Consider the following 17,812-nt stretch of genomic DNA (forward strand, 5'->3'; position numbering starts at 1 on the left):
AGGTCGTGCTGCTGGACAGCACCCTGATCCGCACCCGCCGCCGCGCCGGGAAGGCCAACCGCAAGAACTACAGCGGGAAACACAAGTCACACGGCCTTCTGTTCCTGGCCCTCACCGACGAGCGCGGCAACCTTGTCCGGATCTCCTCGGCCCGCCGCGGCACGGCCAGCGAGATCAAGACCGCCCGGCACGACAGGATCTGCCAGCACCTGCGCACCGCAGGCCTGGGCGCCCTGGCCGATCTCGGCTTCGTCGGCCTCGATACCGACCGCGACGACCCAGTGGCCATCACCGGGGCCAAGCGGACCCGCAAGAAGAAGCTCACCGCCGGCCGGAAGACCGCCAACCAGATCATCGCCGCCGCCCGCGCCCCCGTCGAGCACGGCTTCGCCGCGCTCAAGAACTGGCGCATCCTCACCCGGCTGCGGCTCAACCCGACCCGGGCCACGAACCTGCTGCGCACCCTGCTCGTCCTGACCAACCTCGAAACGAGCCGCTGACAGACGATCCAGCCACGGGACACCCGCCCACCAACAGCAGAAGCACTCACGAACACCGTCATACCAGCACCCTGACCAGCCCGTTCAGGATGGCGCAAGCTCAATGGGGCCGCCCGTCCCGGAGAGTGCGGTCCGGGGGTCAGTGCTGAACCCAGGACTGTCACCGCCACTGGTGTCGGGGTACACCTCCCGGGCTACCCAGCCAGGTACACGGGAATGCGCCCACGCAGCAGGGCGGCTTCATGGTGCCGGCCCCTTGGAGCCGTGGCCGCGACTGGGATCATGAACGCATGACCGAGGAATCGAACCTGCTGTCAAACCTGTGGCCGCTCGCGCCGTCCGATGCGACCGACTGGTTGCTGGAGTTGTGCGGCGACGGTGTGACCGGGTTCATGCCACCCGCGATGCCCGATGCCGTCTGGGTGCTCAACGCCATGTACGAACACGAGCAGGGGCCGGCCCAGGTGTCGTACCACGAGTACCGCCAGGCACGTCTGGCGGACGGGAGCATCCAGCCCGCCGCCTTGGCGGGCATCGACCTCGAAGTGGGTATCGCCACGGGAGGCGGGCTGGGCCGGGCCGAGCACCCCGGCCGCGGCTGGCGGCGGCTGCGCTGGGCGGAACTCGCCCGGCGCACCGGCGATCCCGTCGTACCTGAGGGGCGGCTGCCCTCCCACCGCTGTTTTCCCTCGGCCAAGAAGGAGGGGAGTTGGCCGCTCGGTGTCGTCCCGTCCACTGAGGGGAGCCTGGACCGTGAGACCTGGGACCGGCTGATCGCCGTCCTCACCGAGCACAGCCCCGCGGGTCCGGACACTCCCTGTCTGGCCTACTACAACCCGCTGATGCTGACGACCGTCGACTTCGACAACCTCCATGTGAGGGCCGGCCGCCTCGGCGATGCCGGGATTCTCTACGAGAATCCCGAGGCCGACTTCAGCCCGTCCAACCTCTGGGCGGAGGACTGCTCATGGGTCCTGTGCACCGACTACGACCTGTGGGGCACCAAGGTCGTCGGGCCCCCGGCTCTCGTCGAAGCGCTGCTGAACGACCCTGAGATCGAGGCACTGCGACTGCCTTGGGCGGCCTGATGACGTGCCGCCTCGCGCCCTCTCGGAGCCGAAACACGAGCGCTTTCACGAGTACCCGGTAGAGACATTCGCCTGTACGCCGATAACTGGGGTTCGAACTGCACCGAGCCACCTCGACCGGATATCGTGCGGCCCTGCGAATCCATGCCCCTGTCTTGGGAAAAGAAGTGCAGGATGCACATCCTGGATGACCTCACGGGTCTTTCCTCTCGTGCAAAGAGTGTGCTTGAACGAACCGGCCGGCGCGATGATCCGCGCAGGAACCTCGGCTCTCCACCGAGTTCCTGCGGATCCGGGACTGCTTCGGCCAGTTGATTCCCACACCCATGATGCTCGTGATCCGCCGGGAGGGATTCGAGCAGAAGTACGGCGGACTCCGCTACCAGGTGCGAAGCAGTTTCACCGTCGAGGGCGAACGCCGCGAGGTGCTTCGCGACTGGCACTACGACCTGGGCCAGATCATGTGGACCGGCTCCGCCAACGGCTGGTACTTCGATTGGTTCGGGGAACGTGTGTCCACCCCAGTGCGCTACCTGGTGCACACGGACGGACGAGTCGGAGTGCACGATGGAGGCGGCACGTTCCTCGAAATCGCCCCGTCCATCCCGGCGCTCATCGAATCCCACGCTCTCACCGACACGGTCTCGACCTGGGACCGCACCACCGCCGGGGTCGACAGCTTCGCACTCGCCGAGCAACTCGACGGCCTCACCGACATCCCCGAAACATCAGGCAGCACCATCCGATGGCGGCTGTCCGACAACGTCGCGGTCGAGGAGTTCCGGAACTGGAGCAGCGATGCGCCACGTCCTTGGCGCGCATTCATCTGGAGCCGAGGTGAATCCGGCCGGCGCCAGGTTGAAGAGGCCGCTGCCCGAGTCGCGGCCACACCGCAGACCATGACAGCCACCGGATGACAACCGCTGCTTGACAGAGCTGATTCCACAGAACGATCCGGCTGACGTGGCCTTCGACGACGCCAGAGTTCCACGGCAGTGTCAGGTCGGCCATGACACGGCGAGATCGCGTTCGATGGCCTGGCCCCGAACGTGCGGTACGGGTTCGGCCGTTCTCGGCAGGTGGTGTGCACACCGCCGATACGCTGGCCGACCCGGTCGCGCGGGAGCGGGCGCGTTCGTGCAACTGCTCCGCTACCAGTCCCAGGTCCTCACCAGCCACGTGCGCCTGGAGGAGGGCGACCGGCCGGAACGGTACAGGGCCCGGCCGGCGCCGCTGTCCGGCTGGAGGCTCTGAATTCCAGGTAGGCGGTCCGGTCGGTGGCGGCGCGGGAGCGCCACCTCGTCACGGTGCCGAGGCGCAGACCGAACACGAGGGCAAGGACGGCCGGGGGCATGTCCTGGGCGAGCTGGACCAAGGCGCAGGCCCGGGCCGAACGGCCGGGTTCCCCGCCATTCGGCGGGGTCCGCCGAGAACGCCGTGCGAATCCGCTCGCTGCCGCACCGTCGGCGACTTGGCACAGCGTCGCCGGTTCTTGACAGGGCGTCTTCCCACCCGTCAGGAGTCGCCGACCGGAAGGCTCCAGCTTCTAATCTCCTTAGTGAGAGCGGCCGGCTCCACCCAAGAGCGGCCCTGCTGTCACCTACGGGAGGGGAATTCCATGATCAAGATGCGTACTTTCGCCGCTGCCGCCGTCGCCGCGGCCTCGCTCACACTCGGAGTCGCCGCCACGCCGGCGTCGGCGGCGCCGGCTCCGAACGGACCCACCGCTGTCAGTGTGCAGAGCGTCGACAGTCCGGACACCACAAGTGCCCCCGCCGTCGAAAGGACCCGTATCGACGACCGGGCCTGCCTGTTCACCTTCCCCGACACCGGCGCGCCCAGCACATGGGCCCTGTGTGACACCAAGGTCCGTGCCTGGCAGTGGACGGACGGCCGGTACGAGTACGCGCTCGTCGGTACCGACCGCCGGGTCTGGCACACCTACCAGACCACCGCGAACGGATCATGGGCCAGCTGGACCCCCCTCGGCGACAGCAGCGACGTCCAGGACGGCGTCTGGCTCGAGATCTCCAGTGGACTTCCCGTCGTGCAGGTGCTCGGCAGCAACGGCAGCTTCTGGTGCAACTCCATCAACAGCAGCGGCGCCTGGACCAACTGGTACATCTGCTGACGGACCGTCGGCATCCGCACCTGCAGGCCGCGCCTTCGGCGGGTCCGACTCCCGGCCAACGGGGACGGCCCCGCCGATGGCGTGTCCGCGGCCGAAGGATTGCAGGTCAAAGCCCTAGCCGCCGCTGATCGCCCGGTTCGAGGCGGCGGACACCGCGACCAGCTGCGAGTGCTCCAGGTCATTGGCGAAGGCCTCCCGCTCGCCGGCACTCCACGCCGAGGCCCCGACTGGCAGGGAGGGACCCGGACCGCCGGATCTGAGCGCTACCACCACGGGTAACCCGACTGTCCTGCGGCGAGTACAAATCCCCGGCCCACCAGCCACGTCCCGGTGGCCTGCCAACAGGCGCCCGCCGGACCCGGCAGGGCGCCGCGACGCTGGCCCTCTGCTGACGGACCCTTCCAAGCACCAGGTCAGCGCGAGCGGCCGAGCAGCTCGGCGGTCTCGGCGCGCCGGTTCCAGGCGATGACGGCCAGCGGCACCATGAAGATGAACGGGGTCCCGGCGTTCTCGCCGTGCATGGCGGTGAGCTGGGTAACGAACGCGAACGCCAGGAAGACGATCAGCGCCGTCGCGGCCGGCCCGGCCAGCCGACGGACCAGCAGGCCGACCGCTCCGGCCAGCTCCACCAGTCCGGTCAGGTACATGAACCAGTGGCCTGCACCGATGGCGTCGAAAACGGTGATGGCGGCGGGGAGTGCGAGCAGTTTGGGCAGCGCGCTGGCCAGGGCGAAGAAGAGCGCGAGCAGGATCCGCAGCGTCCAGACCACCCGGACCACGGTCGTGCTGGACTTCGTGGCGGTGGTCGTGGTGGCGGCGGTGGCGGTGCTGAACATTTCGGGTCTCCCTGGTCGGCTGCCGTTGCTTACTCAGGTTTGACCGCTGCCACCGCCTGAACTCATCGGTCCTGGGAGAAAAAGTCTTCCGGCAGCCCCACCTCCAGCGCCAGCAGCTCGCCGACGGTCTGCCGCCCACGGATCGGCCCGGCCGGCCCGATCGCCCTCGACCGTGACCTCCGGGATCAGCGGTCTGGATTTGTAGTTCGACGACATGCTCGCCCCACATGCGTCGGTGTCGTGGAAGACCGCCAGGTCCCCGATCTCCGCGCGCGGCAACGCAACCGACTCCACATCGCAGCCCCCAGCCAAGGCCGTTCGTTAGCAGGTGCCGAGCTGATGAACAACTTCGGCAAGCTCCGCCGCCGCACCGAGTGATGAAGAACCCCTGTCGAGTTTTTTATTGCCCTGGCCAGCGTTACCGTCCGGTGCCTGATCCGACGCGCCTGAACCCTCTACCGATGGAACACCCGACCTCGAAGCCCCCGTCGCCGACCTGTTCGCCCGGACCGACGCGAAGTGAGCCGCCCGCACCACCCGCACGGCCCCGCCGGCGACGTCGTCACGGTGATCACCTACTGCGCCGCCCAGCGTGCCAAGGAACTCGGCGCCGGCGAAGTTCCGGAGACGCTGCGCGCCGAGCTGGAATACCAGCCGCGCCTGGGCCGTCTGGTCCGAACCGGCGCCGAGGGCGGCCAGCGCATCGAGCTGTACTCCACCCGCATCGAGGGCAACCCGGCCGTCAACGTGGTGCACGCCTTCGCCCCCGCGCCGCCCTGGCCGCCGACCGTGCGGATCGCCGCCGTCGTCCCCGAAGACCTGCCCGCCCCGCACCGAGAGCCGGTCGGGGTCATGCGGGCAGCCACCGAGGCCACCAGCCGGGGATATTGCTGGTCGTGCATAGGCCGCTGTCGCTGACTGTTCCGGGGATGGTGCCGATCCAGGCGAATTGGAGCCAGGTCATTGCGATGAGGGCAATTGCTGTGACCGCGATGGGTGTGAGTGAGGATATCCATCTCCGGTTCGATCCGCGCACGGAGACATGTGTTAATCCGTAGGCGGCGAGCGCGACGAATATTCCCGCAGTGATTGACAGAGGGAGTTCGTAGTGCCAGATGCTCCCCCAATTCGTGTGCTCTTCCTGGTAGGAGCCGCAGTGCCTGCGCGCTGCGTCTGCGAGCGCCCACGAACCGGCCCCTGCGGCCAGCCCAGTGAGGGCTGTCAGGCAGCCTGGAATGCAGCTTTTCCTTGAGGTTTCGTCCACCTCCCGCAGGACGCATGGTGGTGCGGCATGGTTCCCCTGCGGGGCGTTCGGCCGCTCCGGGACCGGCCGCTGCAGTGAATTTCTACCCCATTCCAACATGCCGGACTGGGTACACGAGGGCGCACCGGTGGACCTTGGGCTGCAATCGAGGAGTGCGGCGTCATATGGTGGCGATGAATATATGAACGAGGCTGAGAAGAGTTTCTGCAAGTGGCCGAGTCGCTGGATTATCTGCGCCAAGGCATATGATGCCTCCGAGTTGGCAATTTACCACGCCGACAAGGAGGGAAAGGACGATGGAATTTGGCCCGGGAGCAATGGTAACGGCGGTAGGCGCGACGCCTACCGTCATTGCGAATGGAATGGCAGCATGACTCTTATGATGGGTGCGAAAACCGCAAAGGGGTTCGCCGATCGCCATGAGATGGGCCCGAAGCCGGCCAACATGTCAGAAGAGACTGCCAATGCGCATCATGCGATGGACTATCACAGCAATGCGACGGGTAGATTTTTCGGGCAGCATATGCCGGATCACATGAAGGATGACCCCGTAGTGGACTACCATGCCCAGATCCGCACCTGGTGTGCGATTGCGGTGGCAGACGGAGGTTTGTACTCACTGTCACCTTGAGCGCGAAATTGATGTTTTGACTCACAATCGATCTGGCCGAAACGCTTGGAAGGCAAGATGACCCGCTCCTCCACTGCTGCCCTGCTGGGTGCAATGGCCCTGATTCTGCTTGAGACGATCGCAATCGTCCTCTTCTTCTGCATTGCTATGCCGCTGCTTGCGGGCGGTATCGCTTTCGAAGATGAGATGGAGCCCACTCCGCACTTCCTGCCGTATGGATTCCTTTCTGTAGGAATTGTTATGGTTGGGATCAACGGTTGGGCGGCTCGGGGCCTGTGGGCAATGCAGTCGCCGAGTAAGACGTCCCGCAGTTCCTACGCTCTGGTGGGGGCGGGATCGGTGCAGGTCGTGCTGCTTGGCTACGGTCTGCTGTCGGGGGAGCACCTGTTCACGCTCTTCGCGGCGACCGTGCTGGCTCTTCTCTCCGTACTTGTGAGGCCCGCATTCGCAAAGCCTTCGGCTTGACGCGAGGGGCGCCGCAGCGCAAATGAGGCAGGGGTTCGGCACCCACACAGGTGCCGAACCCCTGCTGTGTGCTGACGCACTTGGGCGGCCCTGCATTGCCTTCCCTCATGCCGGTCTCCGACCAGGTGCCTCCAGATGCCACCGGCGGGGGCAGCCAATCCGGTCTCACCCCGGACGCCGCCGGTGCAGCCTGCACACCGTCCCACTATGGGCACGCCCGCTGCTCGGCGGCGCCCACGCCCACCATCGCCTCACCGACCGCCACCCCGAAGAGAGCCTCTTCGAACCGGCGACAGCCACCGGGGCGTGACACCTGCACGCACACGCCGCACGACTCCCCGAAACGGCCGGGGATTCACCGGGCGGGCGGGACGGCCTGTCGAGGGCAGGGTGCCTTTCGCGGTTTCCCTCCTGGTTGCAGGACACGGGACTGTGCTGCAGTGCGCGCCCGCTGCTCGGTGCCGTGGTCAACCGTGGCCGGACAGGAGCGCCGCTTCCAACAGGTCCGGGAGCGCAGCCGGGGCCGAGCGGCAACTGCCGTCGGCCCGGGCGTTCGGCACCGACCTGGCGGCCGCCGTCGACCGACTGGTGCGCGGCCTGCTGCTGGAACTCGAAGACTGGCAGCGGGCGATCGGTGCTCTCGGCGCCGGACTCACCGCGGCCGCGCAGGAACGGCCACTGCCCGAGTGGGCCGCCGACGCCAGCCGTACCGAGGACGCCCGCCGACGCCAGGCCCGCCAGGCGCTGCTCGAGGCCATCGCCAGGCACCACCACGGTGGTCCCGGCGCTTGGTGAGGGCCGGTCAGCGAGCGGCGGCGGGCCTGGTCTGGTGGGCGCGCAGGATCGCGTCCAGGGCCAGGTCGGAGGGGGTGGGTCCTGGGTCGGGAGAAGTACTCGACCAGGAGCCCGGCGTCGCCGGGCCGGTGGAGGAGGGCGATCCAGCCGGTTTGTCCCCACGGCCCGTCGGACAGGGGCGCGGTCCAACCGACCGGCCCCTCGATCGTGTCGCCGAGGTCCGGTTCGCCGTCATCCACGAGAAGTCGCACTCTCTGGTGAAGTGCGAGTACGTGTGGAAGAGGACCGACGACTGGATCGAGCTCCCATGGTCGGTGCAAGGGCCGGTCGTCAGGCGCGACGGCCAGGTGCTCGACGCCTGAGCGGAGGTGGTACGCGCCGCGGGCCGGGTCGCCGCCCACGGTTCCCGCGGGGAGCACGGAAGCCGGGGTGCAGCAGCGTGTTGCACCCCGGCTCTTCCCAGGAGATCGCGCAGGTCGACGGGTGTGCCACGAGGGTTCGGAATACGGGTGTCACGGCCCGTTGCGCACCGCTGACGGGTCGAATGCGACGCCACCGGGGCGGCTTCGGCGGCTCCCGGCACTGCGGTGATCGTCCGTTCGCGACCGGCCGGTCACCGGAACCCGGCCGGTCGCGGACGGAGCCCCCGGAGATGCGGCCGCCGGGCACGGAGCCGACCGGCGGCTCGCCGTCAGACGGGCTGGAGCTCGTAGAGGTCCGGGTAGTCGCTCTGGACGATCTGGTTGCCGTTCCCGCCACCGGCGCCCGCCAACCACTTGCCGGAGTGCAGCCCCTTGAGGGAGATCAGCTTGCTGCTGCCGGGCAGGTTCACCTTCACGAACTGCTGCTCGATGGGGATGTGGTCGCTGAAGCAGCCGGTGGTGATGATCCAGGCCCCGAGGCTCAGGGAGTCGCGGTCGACGGCGAGGCACCAGTGGCGCCAGGCGTCCTGGAAGACCACCGTTTCATTCCCGTTGGGCCCGGGCTTGTGGCAGTAGATCCACTTCTGGTTGGACTCGTTGCCCCAGAAGTACTGGATGACCGAGCCGTGGTTCCCGGACGACAGGGCGACGGTCAGGAAGGTGTCGGGGTCGGCGGTGGGGGCCTTGATGCGGTAAGGGCCGCCGTCGCAGGTGAATTCGCCCCAGGTGGTGGTGAGGGCGGCCGGGGCCGGGGCGGGTGCCGCCACGGCCGCCGGGACGGCGGTGAACAGGAGGGCGACGGCGGCGGCGACGGTACCGAGCGCGGTCACCCGGTGTCGGACGCCGTGACGGGAACGGTGCTGAACGGACATCGTGAACTCGCTTTCACAACTGATGGGTTGGCGGCGAACCGGTGGACAGTCAGCAGTTGAGTTTCAGTCGGGCAGCCGCCCGCAGGGTGCCGGCCGGCTCGGGCGAGGCGCAGGAGACGGTGCCCTTCTCGACATTGCCGAAGGTGATGAAGGTGCCGCCGGCGGAGGTGGATTTGATCCAGAAGCCGGTGCCCGGGCCGGAGCGGGCGCAGATGTACCGGGCCCATTCGCCGGTCACCTTGTGGAAACCGCGGTAACGGCCGTAGAAGCCGGGGATGCTGAAGGTCACGGGCTCGGTGAGGGGGGCGATCCGGGTGCTCGTCTTGGTGTCGGCCACCGCGAAGCCGACCTTGGCGCCGACATTGGCGAAGAGCGCCTTGAACTCGGCGGTCACCTCCGTGCTGCCGTTGACTTCCGTGTTCACGAGTGCGGCCTCGGTCAGCGTCGTGGTGTACTGGCCGGTGGTACCGGGGGTGACGTTGACCGCCGCGAACTCGGTGACGGTCGGCTCGACCCGGGCCGAGATGACGTCCTCCCAGTTGCGGTTCCCGTCCGGGTTGCAGACGGGGTTCGGCGGCGGGTCGGCCTGGGCGGGTGCGGCGCCGAGTCCGAGGCCGGTGACCGCGAACAGTGCGGCGAGGCCCGCGGTGAAGGCGGCGCGTCGGTTGCGCGAAGCCATGAGGGTGCTCCTCCGGTCGAATGGGATGCGAACGGGATCAGGGATTACTGACTCGTGCATGTCATTTTTGTGGGCACAGGCATCCTCACTCCCGGGACGGGGCGGGACGGCCGCTATGTCAGCTTCTGGGGCGTGTCCGACAAATGACCATCTGCCCAAGAGGCGTCGGCGGCCGTCTCGAACCCGGCCGCCGACTGGTCGCGAAGCTGATCAAGAGCGGGCAGGATCGGTGATGATGTGGCAGCGGGCGCGGCTTTCCAGTGGGATCACGGGGCGTAGAAACTCCATGATCTTGGAAGTCCGTTCCTGCTTCACGTCCGGACCGGCCGGCCCGCCACAGACAGTCACCAACCGGACGATCCGCAACCTTGCCGGAGCCTCGACCACACCCCAGAGGAAAAAAGGGGTGGGCGAAGCGATCGGACATCGGCGATTACCGCCGGCGGATCGAGGTCAGTTGTAGGGGTGCGGAACGTCGTAGTCCCAGCCGCACTCGACCTCGAGCCCGTTGTCCACCCGGCACTCCCGCACCTCGAATGGCTGAGCGGTGTCGAGATTATCGTGAGGCTGGGAGAAAGTCCGTGTCGTCTCGTTGAGATACCCAGAAGCGCCGAAAACGGTCGGCCCGCTTACTGTGCCGTCAATGAAACGCCAACGGAAGTAGACTCGTGCGCTGGCACCGTCCGAAACGGAGTCTCTGATCGTAACGGTCGCGACTGAGGTCCCGCCCGGGGCGCCGTAGTCGAAGCTTCCGTGTGCATATGCCCCTACGACGTCGGCCTGGGTGCCGGTTGCGGTCCAGTTCGTCGCCGCAGAGGCGGGACCGGCGCCGACCAACGTCCCCGCCAACGCAAGAGTTACGCCGGAGGTGGCGAGGACTGCTTTGCGCAAAGTTCTCGATATCACGTTTCACCTTCTTCTCGATCAATAAGGGGCGAGAATTTAACGCCCGGATGATGTTGACCTAACCATAATGATCGCAATCGTGATTGAATAGGTTGGAACAAGTCATGTTCCATGCATCGAGATTGGCGAGAAGAGCAGGTTTCGGATCGCGCGTCTGACGCCCCGTGCTGGAGGGTCCGCAGATGACATTTCAGGGCCATGTTGTTCGGGTGACATGGTTTATCGCATGATGCCGAGGGCGATCAGTGGTCACGGCTCCGGCAAAGTGGCGGATCGTCCGGTTGGCACCCCTGATGCGGCTCCCGATGCCGCTCCCGATGCACATCCTGCTGCAGCTCCCGCTGTAACTCCTGATGCCGCTCCTCCTCCCCAGCCATCGAGGTGGTGTCTGCGCTGGTAGAAATGCGTGTCCGGCTGCTGGGAAATGCCGACATCCCAGTCGTGAGGGGGTAGTAGCGCTCGTCGGCCCGAAAGCGGGACCTGCGGCGGCTGGGTTCGGGGTGCGCTCGGTGAGGGCCGCCCTGTTGCTGCGGCTCCTGCATTGAGGAGCAGCGAGGTCAGCGAGGCCGCCTTGACCAGTGCCCTTTCTGTGCCGGACCCCCTCGGATAGCGACGCAACCGGCCGGGCCGGACAACCAAGCGTCGCTTGCGACCTGTTGCCGGGACCGGGCTGACTGACCGCCGGACGTCTTCTACTTGCCGGGCAGGTACTCGGCGATCCGCGCGAACCGCGACCGACCGGCCACCAGCATCCCGGCCACCACAGCGGAGCCGAACACCACCGTGGAGTGCACGGCCGTGGGGAGCCCGGTCGAGGGGAGCAACACGGTGGCGGCCGCCGCCGAGGCCGTCGCGGCGGCGATCGCGAGGGCGAGGCGGACGGTCTCGGCGACGGAGGCGCGCCTGGTCGACACCGGGGTCACGCCCTCCAGTTCGGCTTCCGGCAGCAGTGCGGCGAGCCGTCCGGCGGCGAAGTTCTCTCCGATCAGCGCCAGCATGCGGGCCAGCTCGACCAGGCCGGTGTCGGGGTCGGCATCGATCCGGGCCAGCCGGACGCGCAGTGCGCCTGCGACCAGGGCGCAGTGCTCCCTGACCGAGGCCCGACGCGGTGAACGGCGGTGGATGGAGCGGGCGGTGCGGTGGAGCTCCAACAGGGCCCGCTCCAGGTTGCGACAGACTTGGTCTAGCCTCCGCAGCGATGACGCCCGCTCCGACGGCGCTTGAGCGCGGGCTTTGGCACACCCTTCGATGCCGGAGATAGCCAGGAGCGTGACGGCATAGTGGAATTCGGGCTGGTGGCGCCTCATCATCCGTCCGACCGCGACTGCCACCGCGGTGAGGTAGACGTAGGACAGGACGATGCCAAGGCCGTTCACGGGTGAGCTCGGGTCGAAGAGGGGACCGAGGCGATGGGCGCCTGCGTGCCCCATTCCGGTGGGCGGGCCGAGCCCGAGCCGGACGGCGATGTCTCCTGCTGTGCGTAAGAACTGCTCAAAAAACCGCACGGCGGCGAAGAGCAGGACAACAGAGAGGACCGTCCACCCGTAGGGGAAGGTCTTCAGGGTCTGCTGGGAGGCGCGGACAGCAGCCGGGGTAGCGTGCACAGCGGCCGGGTTGAGGTCGAGCCGGGCGCACGCTTCACGCAGGCTGTCCATCTGCCTGTCGACTGCCTGCCGGTTCGAGCGTCGGCGCCATCTGCGCAGCCGTACCCACCGGCGTACCGCTGCCGCCTGACCGCGTTCCCGTAGCCCGCCCAACCTGATCCTCCTCGGTTCGTGACGGGACGATGATGTCCGAGGCTCCGTGCCTGTACCGCCGAAACGGGAATCTCAGCCGGCTCCCACGTTGTTCGGGCGCCCCCGAGCCACCCTTCGAGAACCCGCCTCGCGCCGGTGCGGCACCTGCAGATGGAGGCGCTGCTGTCGACCGCCTCCTCGCCGCTGGACGGGCTGGTGGCGGACATGGACGCGGTGTTCGCCCGCCTCGCCCATGACGCGAGCGGGATCCAGGACATCGTGACGGAGATGACGCTGGCAGGCGCGGCGTGAGCGGGCGCGGGCGTGGGCGCGGGCGTGGGCGCGGGCGTGGGCGCGGGCGCAGGGCGGCGATGCCCGGCGCGGACGTACCGTTCCCCGCCTCCGACGTGATGGAGCAGGCTGGCCTGGTGGTGGAGCACCGCAACCCCACGACGGTGCCGTGGCCGCCTACGACTTCGCCCGCCGGTGCCAGCAGCGCTGCAGCACTCGCTCGCGGTGCTGTTCGCCCGCCGATGCCGCGGCGGTATGCAGGAAGTCCCCGCACTGGGACTGGGTGACGCGGGCGAGTAGCACCGGGCTCAGCAGGGCCAGGGAGATTCCCAGCACCACCCAGAGGGTGATCACCTTCCACGGGTTCCTGGTGGAGTATCCAGTCAGTGCGCGAATCACGGTTTCCTCCGGCAGTGGACACGAGCGTCCGCAAGATCGGTCTCGGCTCCGGGGGTTCCCGGCCGGGTTCCAGACCATCACCCGGGGTTGGCCGCGGACGTCCCTGCGACGGACGATCCGGGCCCCTGCTCCTAGGCCGGGCCCGGACCCGGGACTGTGGTCCTGCTCCAGGCCCCCGTGATCGGCCGTGGGGACCATGCCGGGGCGGGGTGGGCCGATGCCAGAATGGGGTCATCGGACCTGTTCAGAGCCTGTTCAGGGTCTGAACAGGGCCTGATCGGGCTCATCGGGGCTCATCGGTGAGGCGCGGCGCGGGCCGGGGCACGGAGGGGGAACGGACATGGGCGGTCATCAGCGCCCCGCGATGGACGCGGCACTCGGGGCGGACCCGGCACACCGGGCACACCCGGCGAGCGGGAGCCCGGGGCCCGACGGGGTGACGGACGCGCCGCCGGAGACCGACGACGCGCCGTGGACCCACACCGACGCGCTGGTGGCCGCCGGCGCCTGCACGCTCGACCTGCTCAACTACCTGCTCTTCAGCGAGATGGACGGGGTACACCGGGTGACCCCGCCGGGCCTGCTCCTCGTCGCGCTGTCGGCCCTGCCGCTGCTCGTCCGGCGCCGCCACCCGGTGCCGGCGCTCGCCGTGGTCCTGGCCGTCGAGGCCACGATCGACCTGTCCACACCGGCGAGCACCCACTTCGGCGCCGTCCTGATGGTCAGCCTGTACTCGGTCGCCCGGGCCCGCCCCGCCCCGGTGACGGCGGCCGCCGCGGCGGCGACGACGGTGCTGACCACGCTGAGCCAGAGCCACCTGCGCGTCCCCTCCTGGCAGGCGCTCGCCAGCACCTCCTGCTCCACTCTGCTCGTCGTCGGTGCCGGCCTCGCCGTGGCGCGCTGGCAGCGGGAGGTCGCGGCCCACCGCAAACTGCTGGCCGACCGCGCGGTGGCCGACGAACGCCGCCGCATCGCACGGGAGTTGCACGACATCGTGGCGCACCACATCACCACCATGCAGCTGATGGCCGGCGGCGCCCGGGCCAACCTCGCCCACCCGGAGGTGGTCCGGGACGCCCTGGTCACCCTGGAGTCCTCCGGGCGACTGGCCCTGCGGGAAATGCGCCAGCTCCTGAACGTCCTGCGGGCCGGCGACGAACCGGACACCGCCCCGCCCTCGCCCCAGCCCGGGGCCGAGGACCTCGGCCGGCTTGTGAACGAGTCCCAGGTGGCCGGCCTGCCGACCGACTTCGGCGTCCGCGGGCCCCACCGCCCGCTGCCGCCCGCCGTTGGCCTGACCGTGTTCCGGATCGTCCAGGAGGGCCTCACCAACGCCCGAAAGCACGCCGGGCCCGCCCGCGCGACCGTCACCCTGACGTACGGTCCGGACCGGGTCACCGTCGAGGTGCGCGACGACGGGGACACGGCGGGCACGGGCGGCGCCGCACCGCAGGAGGCGGTGCCGGCCGGCGGCCGGAGCGGGTACGGCCTGATCGGCATGCGCGAGCGCGTCGCCCTGCACGGCGGCACCCTGCGGACCGGACCACGTCCGGAGGGCGGCTTCGCTGTCCTGGCCGACCTGCCACTGGCCCCGGAGGAGACGGCCGACGCGGCCGTCCAAAACGGAACGGCGACGGCCCGGTGAGCTCGAACGACGGCCGCCCGGTGGGCGCGGTGGCACCGGGCATCCGGGTTCTCATCGCGGACGACCAGCCGCTGGTGCGGCGCGGCCTGTCCTTGATCCTCTCCCCCGACCCATCCTTCGAAGTGGTGGGCGAGGCCGAGAACGGGGAACAGGCCATCACCGCCGCCCGCCTGCTGCGCCCCGACGTCGTGGTGATGGACATCCGGATGCCCCGTTCCCGCCCAGTCCGACGTGTGCCGGCTACCGGTCGACCAGGGCACCGATCCGCCAGCCGCCCGGCCAGACCGGGCCGTCGCCGGGCCGGAGTCCGTTCGCGGCTGGCGGCGGTCTGACCTCTCCGACCCGGACGAGCAGAAGTGGATCCGGCCAGCGAGGTCCTTGCCCGGGTGCACGCCGCCGGCGGTGACCGGCGAATGATCGGGTCGACCAGCAGCAGCCGGCGCCGCTGCACGTCTCCCTCTCCAACGCCGCCGAACAGACCATCGCCCAGCTGTGCACCGACGAACTGGACGCCGTCGAGAATCTTGTCGAACGTCCGCGATCCTCCGGCCCCGGTCGGCGACTGCAGAAGGCAAGAGGCTGAACAGGACCTCGTCGTCCTCCTCCGAGCCAGCGATCAGCCACCTGGCCGTCAACCCGGCCGCGGCACGCTGATGAACATCCCGCCCCGAACCCACGGGCGCATCCTGCAGCTGCTCGCGGAGCGGAACCGTCTCGGCCAGGGGCCGCTGACGTGCCAGGAGATGGCTGCCTGCTTCGGCCTGGACCCGGTGGCCGCGAAGATCGAGGCGTTGCGGTCGAAGGCGAAGCGGCTGACGGTGCGAGGGTGGCTGGCCGAGCCGGCGCCCGGCCGGTTCACGCTCGCAAGGGCCGTGGCCGGGCAAGGCGGCGGGTCATGAGCTGCGCCGCCGACCAGTAGACCATCGCCTCCGCGCTGCTGGTGGACCGTTCGAAGTCCCGCACGAGGCGGCGGCTCGACCGGCTGGTGCGCTGGTACGCCGAGCGCCGCCGCAGCGAGTGGGCGCCGCTCGACCTCGGCCCCGATCCCGCCGACACCGTCAGTCGAGCCGCGCTGCTGCTCTCCGCCGCGCTGCTGGACGCGGCCACCGCCACGCGCGCTCCGCCGCGGACCCCGCGCCCGAGGTCCTGGTCGACAACACCTTGGCCACCGCCGCACCGTAGCAACGGCCGGCCCCTCACCCGCGGGTCTACGCATACGATCTGATAACTCTGAGTGAGCAGCTCGGTCACCCTATGGTGTCCCCATGCGCCGATCAAAACTCCTCTACTCGGCAGCCATCCTGCTTCTGGGCGCAGCATCGGTCGCTGTTGCGAGGACGGCTGAGGGTGATGCCGAGGAGACCCGCATGGCTCCGACGGTGCTGCTGAGCCGCGAGTACCACGAAAAGCACTTGAGGCCGGTCGCGGACGAGGTTCACCGGCTGGTCGACACGGGCCAGGTGCCCGGTGACGGTTTCGCTTCGATCGTGTTCCACGGTGACGAGCACTATCTTGACCTGTACTGGAAGGGTCCGGTCCCTGCCGTGATCACCGAGGCCGTGGACGCCTGGCGTGCACGTACCCGTGAACAGGCCCGTCAGGAGCCCGCCGGCCCGGTGAGTCCCGACTACGAGGTGCGCTACCGGTCCGCGGCCTACTCGCGTTCCGAGATGGACCGGGCCGTCGACAGGTTCGTCTCCGCCGTCGGCGAGGACCCATCGGAGTGGTCGTCCGTTTCGCCCGCCAACGACGGCAGCGGCCTCCTGCTCACCTACCGGCCGAGGACCACCCGGCGCATCGCGCCGGCCAACGCCCCGACCCGCGACTACGAAGCCCGGGCCGAACACTTCGCCGGTATCCCCGTTCACACCCGCACCGGCTCCCCCGAAACACCCACCCAGGGCAGCCGTACCAGTGACGCCCCGCCCTGGTACGCCGGAACCGACCTCACCCTTGCCGACAACTCCCACTGCTCCACCGGAATCCCCGGCTGGGTCAGCAACAAACGCGTCCTGCTGACCGCCGCGCACTGCCAGACCGGCGGGAACGTCTACAACGGGCAGCGCGTCGTCGGGGAGGTCACCGCCTACGACAGCGGCCTGGACGTCGCCGTCGTCACGACCGACAAGAGCACCGCGGCCCGCTTCTACAGCGGCTCCTGGAACAGCGGCGACTCCCGCCCGCTGTACGGACCGGCTCGCCTGGACCCGGGCCAGTCCGCCTGCTTCAGCGGTGCCGTGTCCGGCTTCCACTGCGAGCTGGAGGTCACCCGCGTCGGCGTCCACTCGCCGTCCGGGCGCACCGCCGCGACCGAGGTGAGGTCCCGCAGCGGGGGCATCGCCGTCGCCCAGGGCGACAGTGGGGGACCGGCCGTGGCCAACCCGCAGGGCGACTCCATGGCACCGGTCGGCGTCATCATCGCCGGAAACACCGACACCAAAATCCCGTGCAACGACACGTCAACCCCGACGACCTGCTTCTCCACCGGTTACTACACCCCGCTCGACCCGGTGGCGTCCAGGTTCGGCTTCTCCGCGCTGTGACCTCCGGAGACCTCACGGTGCGAAGGCGTCAAGTCGGGGACTGCGGACGGCTCGGTGTTCGACGGCGCACGGCCCTATTCTCGGCGGCATGCCCCGAACGGACGCGCTCTGGACGTCAAACGCATTTGTCGCCGTCGCTCCAGGTCTTGGTGGCGTTGCCCGGCAGAGCCTGCCAGTGGACGACGGAACACTGGAAGTTCTGCCGGGTCTCGTTGCCGACGACGTACTCGTAGGACGTCGGGTAGCGCATCCACCCTGCCTCGCACCCCTGGCTGCACCAGTAGTCGCCGATGTCCCCCAGACAGGCCACGCACCGCTGCCAGGAGACCAGTAGATGGTCCCGTTCTGAAACTGCGTCCGGCGGCCAACCCCGTCGGGGTTGACCAACTCCTGCGTGAGCGGGCAGCCGAGTGATCCTTCGGGGCCACCCATCGCGATGTACCGCTTCTCGATGTCGCCCACGACCTCAAACCCGCGGTCGCAGTACAGGGTGGCCTCTTCGTAGCAGCGGCGGCTGGCGGGGTTTCACCCAGGACGAAGCCATCCGCACCGCCATCGAAGGGTTGCTCGCCACGTGCGACTGACCGAGGAATTGTCAAATTCTGCGGA

At 68.8% G+C, this 17,812-nt stretch carries 18 protein-coding genes and 3 pseudogenes; 14 read left to right on the forward strand and 7 right to left on the reverse strand.

The window, feature by feature from the left end; all coding sequences use genetic code 11:
* Positions 1 to 5 precede the first annotated feature (5 nt).
* The 4 genes from ACFWJ4_RS15360 to ACFWJ4_RS15375 all read left to right on the forward strand — a co-directional run bounded on the left by ACFWJ4_RS15360 (position 6) and on the right by ACFWJ4_RS15375 (position 3,719).
* Positions 6 to 500: a transposase family protein gene (locus ACFWJ4_RS15360; RefSeq protein WP_380543749.1), complete on the forward strand. Its 495-nt coding sequence runs from the start codon at positions 6 to 8 to the stop codon at positions 498 to 500.
* Positions 501 to 790: 290 nt separating this feature from the next.
* Positions 791 to 1,588 (forward strand): hypothetical protein, encoded by a 798-nt coding sequence (locus ACFWJ4_RS15365; RefSeq protein ID WP_380543752.1) that lies wholly within the window; start codon positions 791 to 793, stop codon positions 1,586 to 1,588.
* Positions 1,589 to 1,914: 326 nt separating this feature from the next.
* Positions 1,915 to 2,505, forward strand: a complete 591-nt coding sequence (locus tag ACFWJ4_RS15370; RefSeq protein ID WP_380543755.1) for a hypothetical protein — start codon at positions 1,915 to 1,917, stop codon at positions 2,503 to 2,505.
* A 701-nt stretch (positions 2,506 to 3,206) separates the two neighbouring features.
* Entirely contained in the window at positions 3,207 to 3,719 is a 513-nt protein-coding gene (locus tag ACFWJ4_RS15375) for a hypothetical protein (RefSeq protein WP_380543758.1), read from the forward strand.
* A 413-nt stretch (positions 3,720 to 4,132) separates the two neighbouring features.
* On the opposite strand, the gene ACFWJ4_RS15380 is transcribed toward ACFWJ4_RS15375, so the two are convergent.
* Positions 4,133 to 4,555, reverse strand: coding sequence for a DoxX family protein (locus ACFWJ4_RS15380; protein ID WP_380543761.1), 423 nt, complete (start codon positions 4,553 to 4,555; stop codon positions 4,133 to 4,135).
* Between the two features lie 519 nt (positions 4,556 to 5,074).
* On the opposite strand from ACFWJ4_RS15380, the gene ACFWJ4_RS15385 reads away from it, so the two are divergent.
* From ACFWJ4_RS15385 to ACFWJ4_RS15405, 5 genes and pseudogenes are all read left to right on the forward strand, one after another.
* Positions 5,075 to 5,473 carry a hypothetical protein gene (locus ACFWJ4_RS15385; protein WP_380543764.1) on the forward strand — a complete coding sequence of 133 codons (399 nt, stop codon included), beginning with the start codon at positions 5,075 to 5,077 and terminating at the stop codon, positions 5,471 to 5,473.
* A 527-nt stretch (positions 5,474 to 6,000) separates the two neighbouring features.
* On the forward strand, positions 6,001 to 6,450 hold the full coding sequence (locus ACFWJ4_RS15390; RefSeq protein ID WP_380543767.1) for a DUF6973 domain-containing protein: 450 nt from the start codon (positions 6,001 to 6,003) through the stop codon (positions 6,448 to 6,450).
* Positions 6,451 to 6,507: 57 nt separating this feature from the next.
* Entirely contained in the window at positions 6,508 to 6,915 is a 408-nt protein-coding gene (locus ACFWJ4_RS15395; RefSeq protein ID WP_380543770.1) for a hypothetical protein, read from the forward strand.
* A 432-nt stretch (positions 6,916 to 7,347) separates the two neighbouring features.
* The gene (locus ACFWJ4_RS15400) at positions 7,348 to 7,710 is read left to right on the forward strand and encodes a hypothetical protein (RefSeq protein ID WP_380543773.1); all 363 of its coding nucleotides are present in this window, start codon (positions 7,348 to 7,350) and stop codon (positions 7,708 to 7,710) included.
* A 200-nt stretch (positions 7,711 to 7,910) separates the two neighbouring features.
* Positions 7,911 to 8,072: pseudogene (locus ACFWJ4_RS15405) on the forward strand (phosphoribosyltransferase); the annotation flags it as partial.
* 329 nt (positions 8,073 to 8,401) lie between these two features.
* Here ACFWJ4_RS15405 and ACFWJ4_RS15410 read toward each other — a convergent pair.
* From ACFWJ4_RS15410 to ACFWJ4_RS15420, 3 genes are all read right to left on the reverse strand, one after another.
* The gene (locus tag ACFWJ4_RS15410) at positions 8,402 to 9,004 is read right to left on the reverse strand and encodes an RICIN domain-containing protein (RefSeq protein WP_380543776.1); all 603 of its coding nucleotides are present in this window, start codon (positions 9,002 to 9,004) and stop codon (positions 8,402 to 8,404) included.
* A 49-nt stretch (positions 9,005 to 9,053) separates the two neighbouring features.
* Positions 9,054 to 9,683 (reverse strand): hypothetical protein, encoded by a 630-nt coding sequence (locus tag ACFWJ4_RS15415; protein ID WP_380543779.1) that lies wholly within the window; start codon positions 9,681 to 9,683, stop codon positions 9,054 to 9,056.
* Positions 9,684 to 11,281: 1,598 nt separating this feature from the next.
* Positions 11,282 to 12,244 (reverse strand): hypothetical protein, encoded by a 963-nt coding sequence (locus tag ACFWJ4_RS15420; RefSeq protein ID WP_380543781.1) that lies wholly within the window; start codon positions 12,242 to 12,244, stop codon positions 11,282 to 11,284.
* A gap of 237 nt (positions 12,245 to 12,481) precedes the next feature.
* Here ACFWJ4_RS15420 and ACFWJ4_RS15425 point away from each other — a divergent pair, with 237 nt between their 5' ends.
* Entirely contained in the window at positions 12,482 to 12,637 is a 156-nt protein-coding gene (locus ACFWJ4_RS15425; protein WP_380543784.1) for a hypothetical protein, read from the forward strand.
* Between the two features lie 156 nt (positions 12,638 to 12,793).
* Here the strand turns inward: ACFWJ4_RS15425 and ACFWJ4_RS15430 are convergent, their stop codons facing one another.
* Positions 12,794 to 12,970: a hypothetical protein gene (locus tag ACFWJ4_RS15430; protein ID WP_380543786.1), complete on the reverse strand. Its 177-nt coding sequence runs from the start codon at positions 12,968 to 12,970 to the stop codon at positions 12,794 to 12,796.
* 385 nt (positions 12,971 to 13,355) lie between these two features.
* On the opposite strand from ACFWJ4_RS15430, the gene ACFWJ4_RS15435 reads away from it, so the two are divergent.
* The 4 genes and pseudogenes from ACFWJ4_RS15435 (at position 13,356) to ACFWJ4_RS15450 (ending at position 17,203) form a co-directional block, all read left to right on the forward strand.
* Positions 13,356 to 14,660: a histidine kinase gene (locus ACFWJ4_RS15435; RefSeq protein WP_380543789.1), complete on the forward strand. Its 1,305-nt coding sequence runs from the start codon at positions 13,356 to 13,358 to the stop codon at positions 14,658 to 14,660.
* Positions 14,661 to 14,689: 29 nt separating this feature from the next.
* A complete protein-coding gene (locus ACFWJ4_RS15440; protein ID WP_380543832.1) occupies positions 14,690 to 14,992 on the forward strand; it encodes a response regulator in 303 nt (100 codons plus the stop codon).
* Between the two features lie 348 nt (positions 14,993 to 15,340).
* Positions 15,341 to 15,559, forward strand: a pseudogene (locus ACFWJ4_RS15445) (hypothetical protein); the annotation flags it as partial.
* A 468-nt stretch (positions 15,560 to 16,027) separates the two neighbouring features.
* Positions 16,028 to 17,203 (forward strand): hypothetical protein, encoded by a 1,176-nt coding sequence (locus ACFWJ4_RS15450; protein WP_380543792.1) that lies wholly within the window; start codon positions 16,028 to 16,030, stop codon positions 17,201 to 17,203.
* A gap of 115 nt (positions 17,204 to 17,318) precedes the next feature.
* On the opposite strand, the gene ACFWJ4_RS15455 is transcribed toward ACFWJ4_RS15450, so the two are convergent.
* Together ACFWJ4_RS15455 and ACFWJ4_RS15460 are read right to left on the reverse strand one after the other, a co-directional pair.
* On the reverse strand, positions 17,319 to 17,513 hold the full coding sequence (locus ACFWJ4_RS15455) for an LGFP repeat-containing protein (RefSeq protein WP_380543838.1): 195 nt from the start codon (positions 17,511 to 17,513) through the stop codon (positions 17,319 to 17,321).
* 23 nt (positions 17,514 to 17,536) lie between these two features.
* Positions 17,537 to 17,635: pseudogene (locus ACFWJ4_RS15460) on the reverse strand (hypothetical protein); the annotation flags it as partial.
* Positions 17,636 to 17,812: the final 177 nt, after the last annotated feature.

It is taken from the genome of Kitasatospora sp. NPDC127067, assembly GCF_042724755.1.
Taxonomy (GTDB): domain Bacteria; phylum Actinomycetota; class Actinomycetes; order Streptomycetales; family Streptomycetaceae; genus Kitasatospora; species Kitasatospora lactacystinica.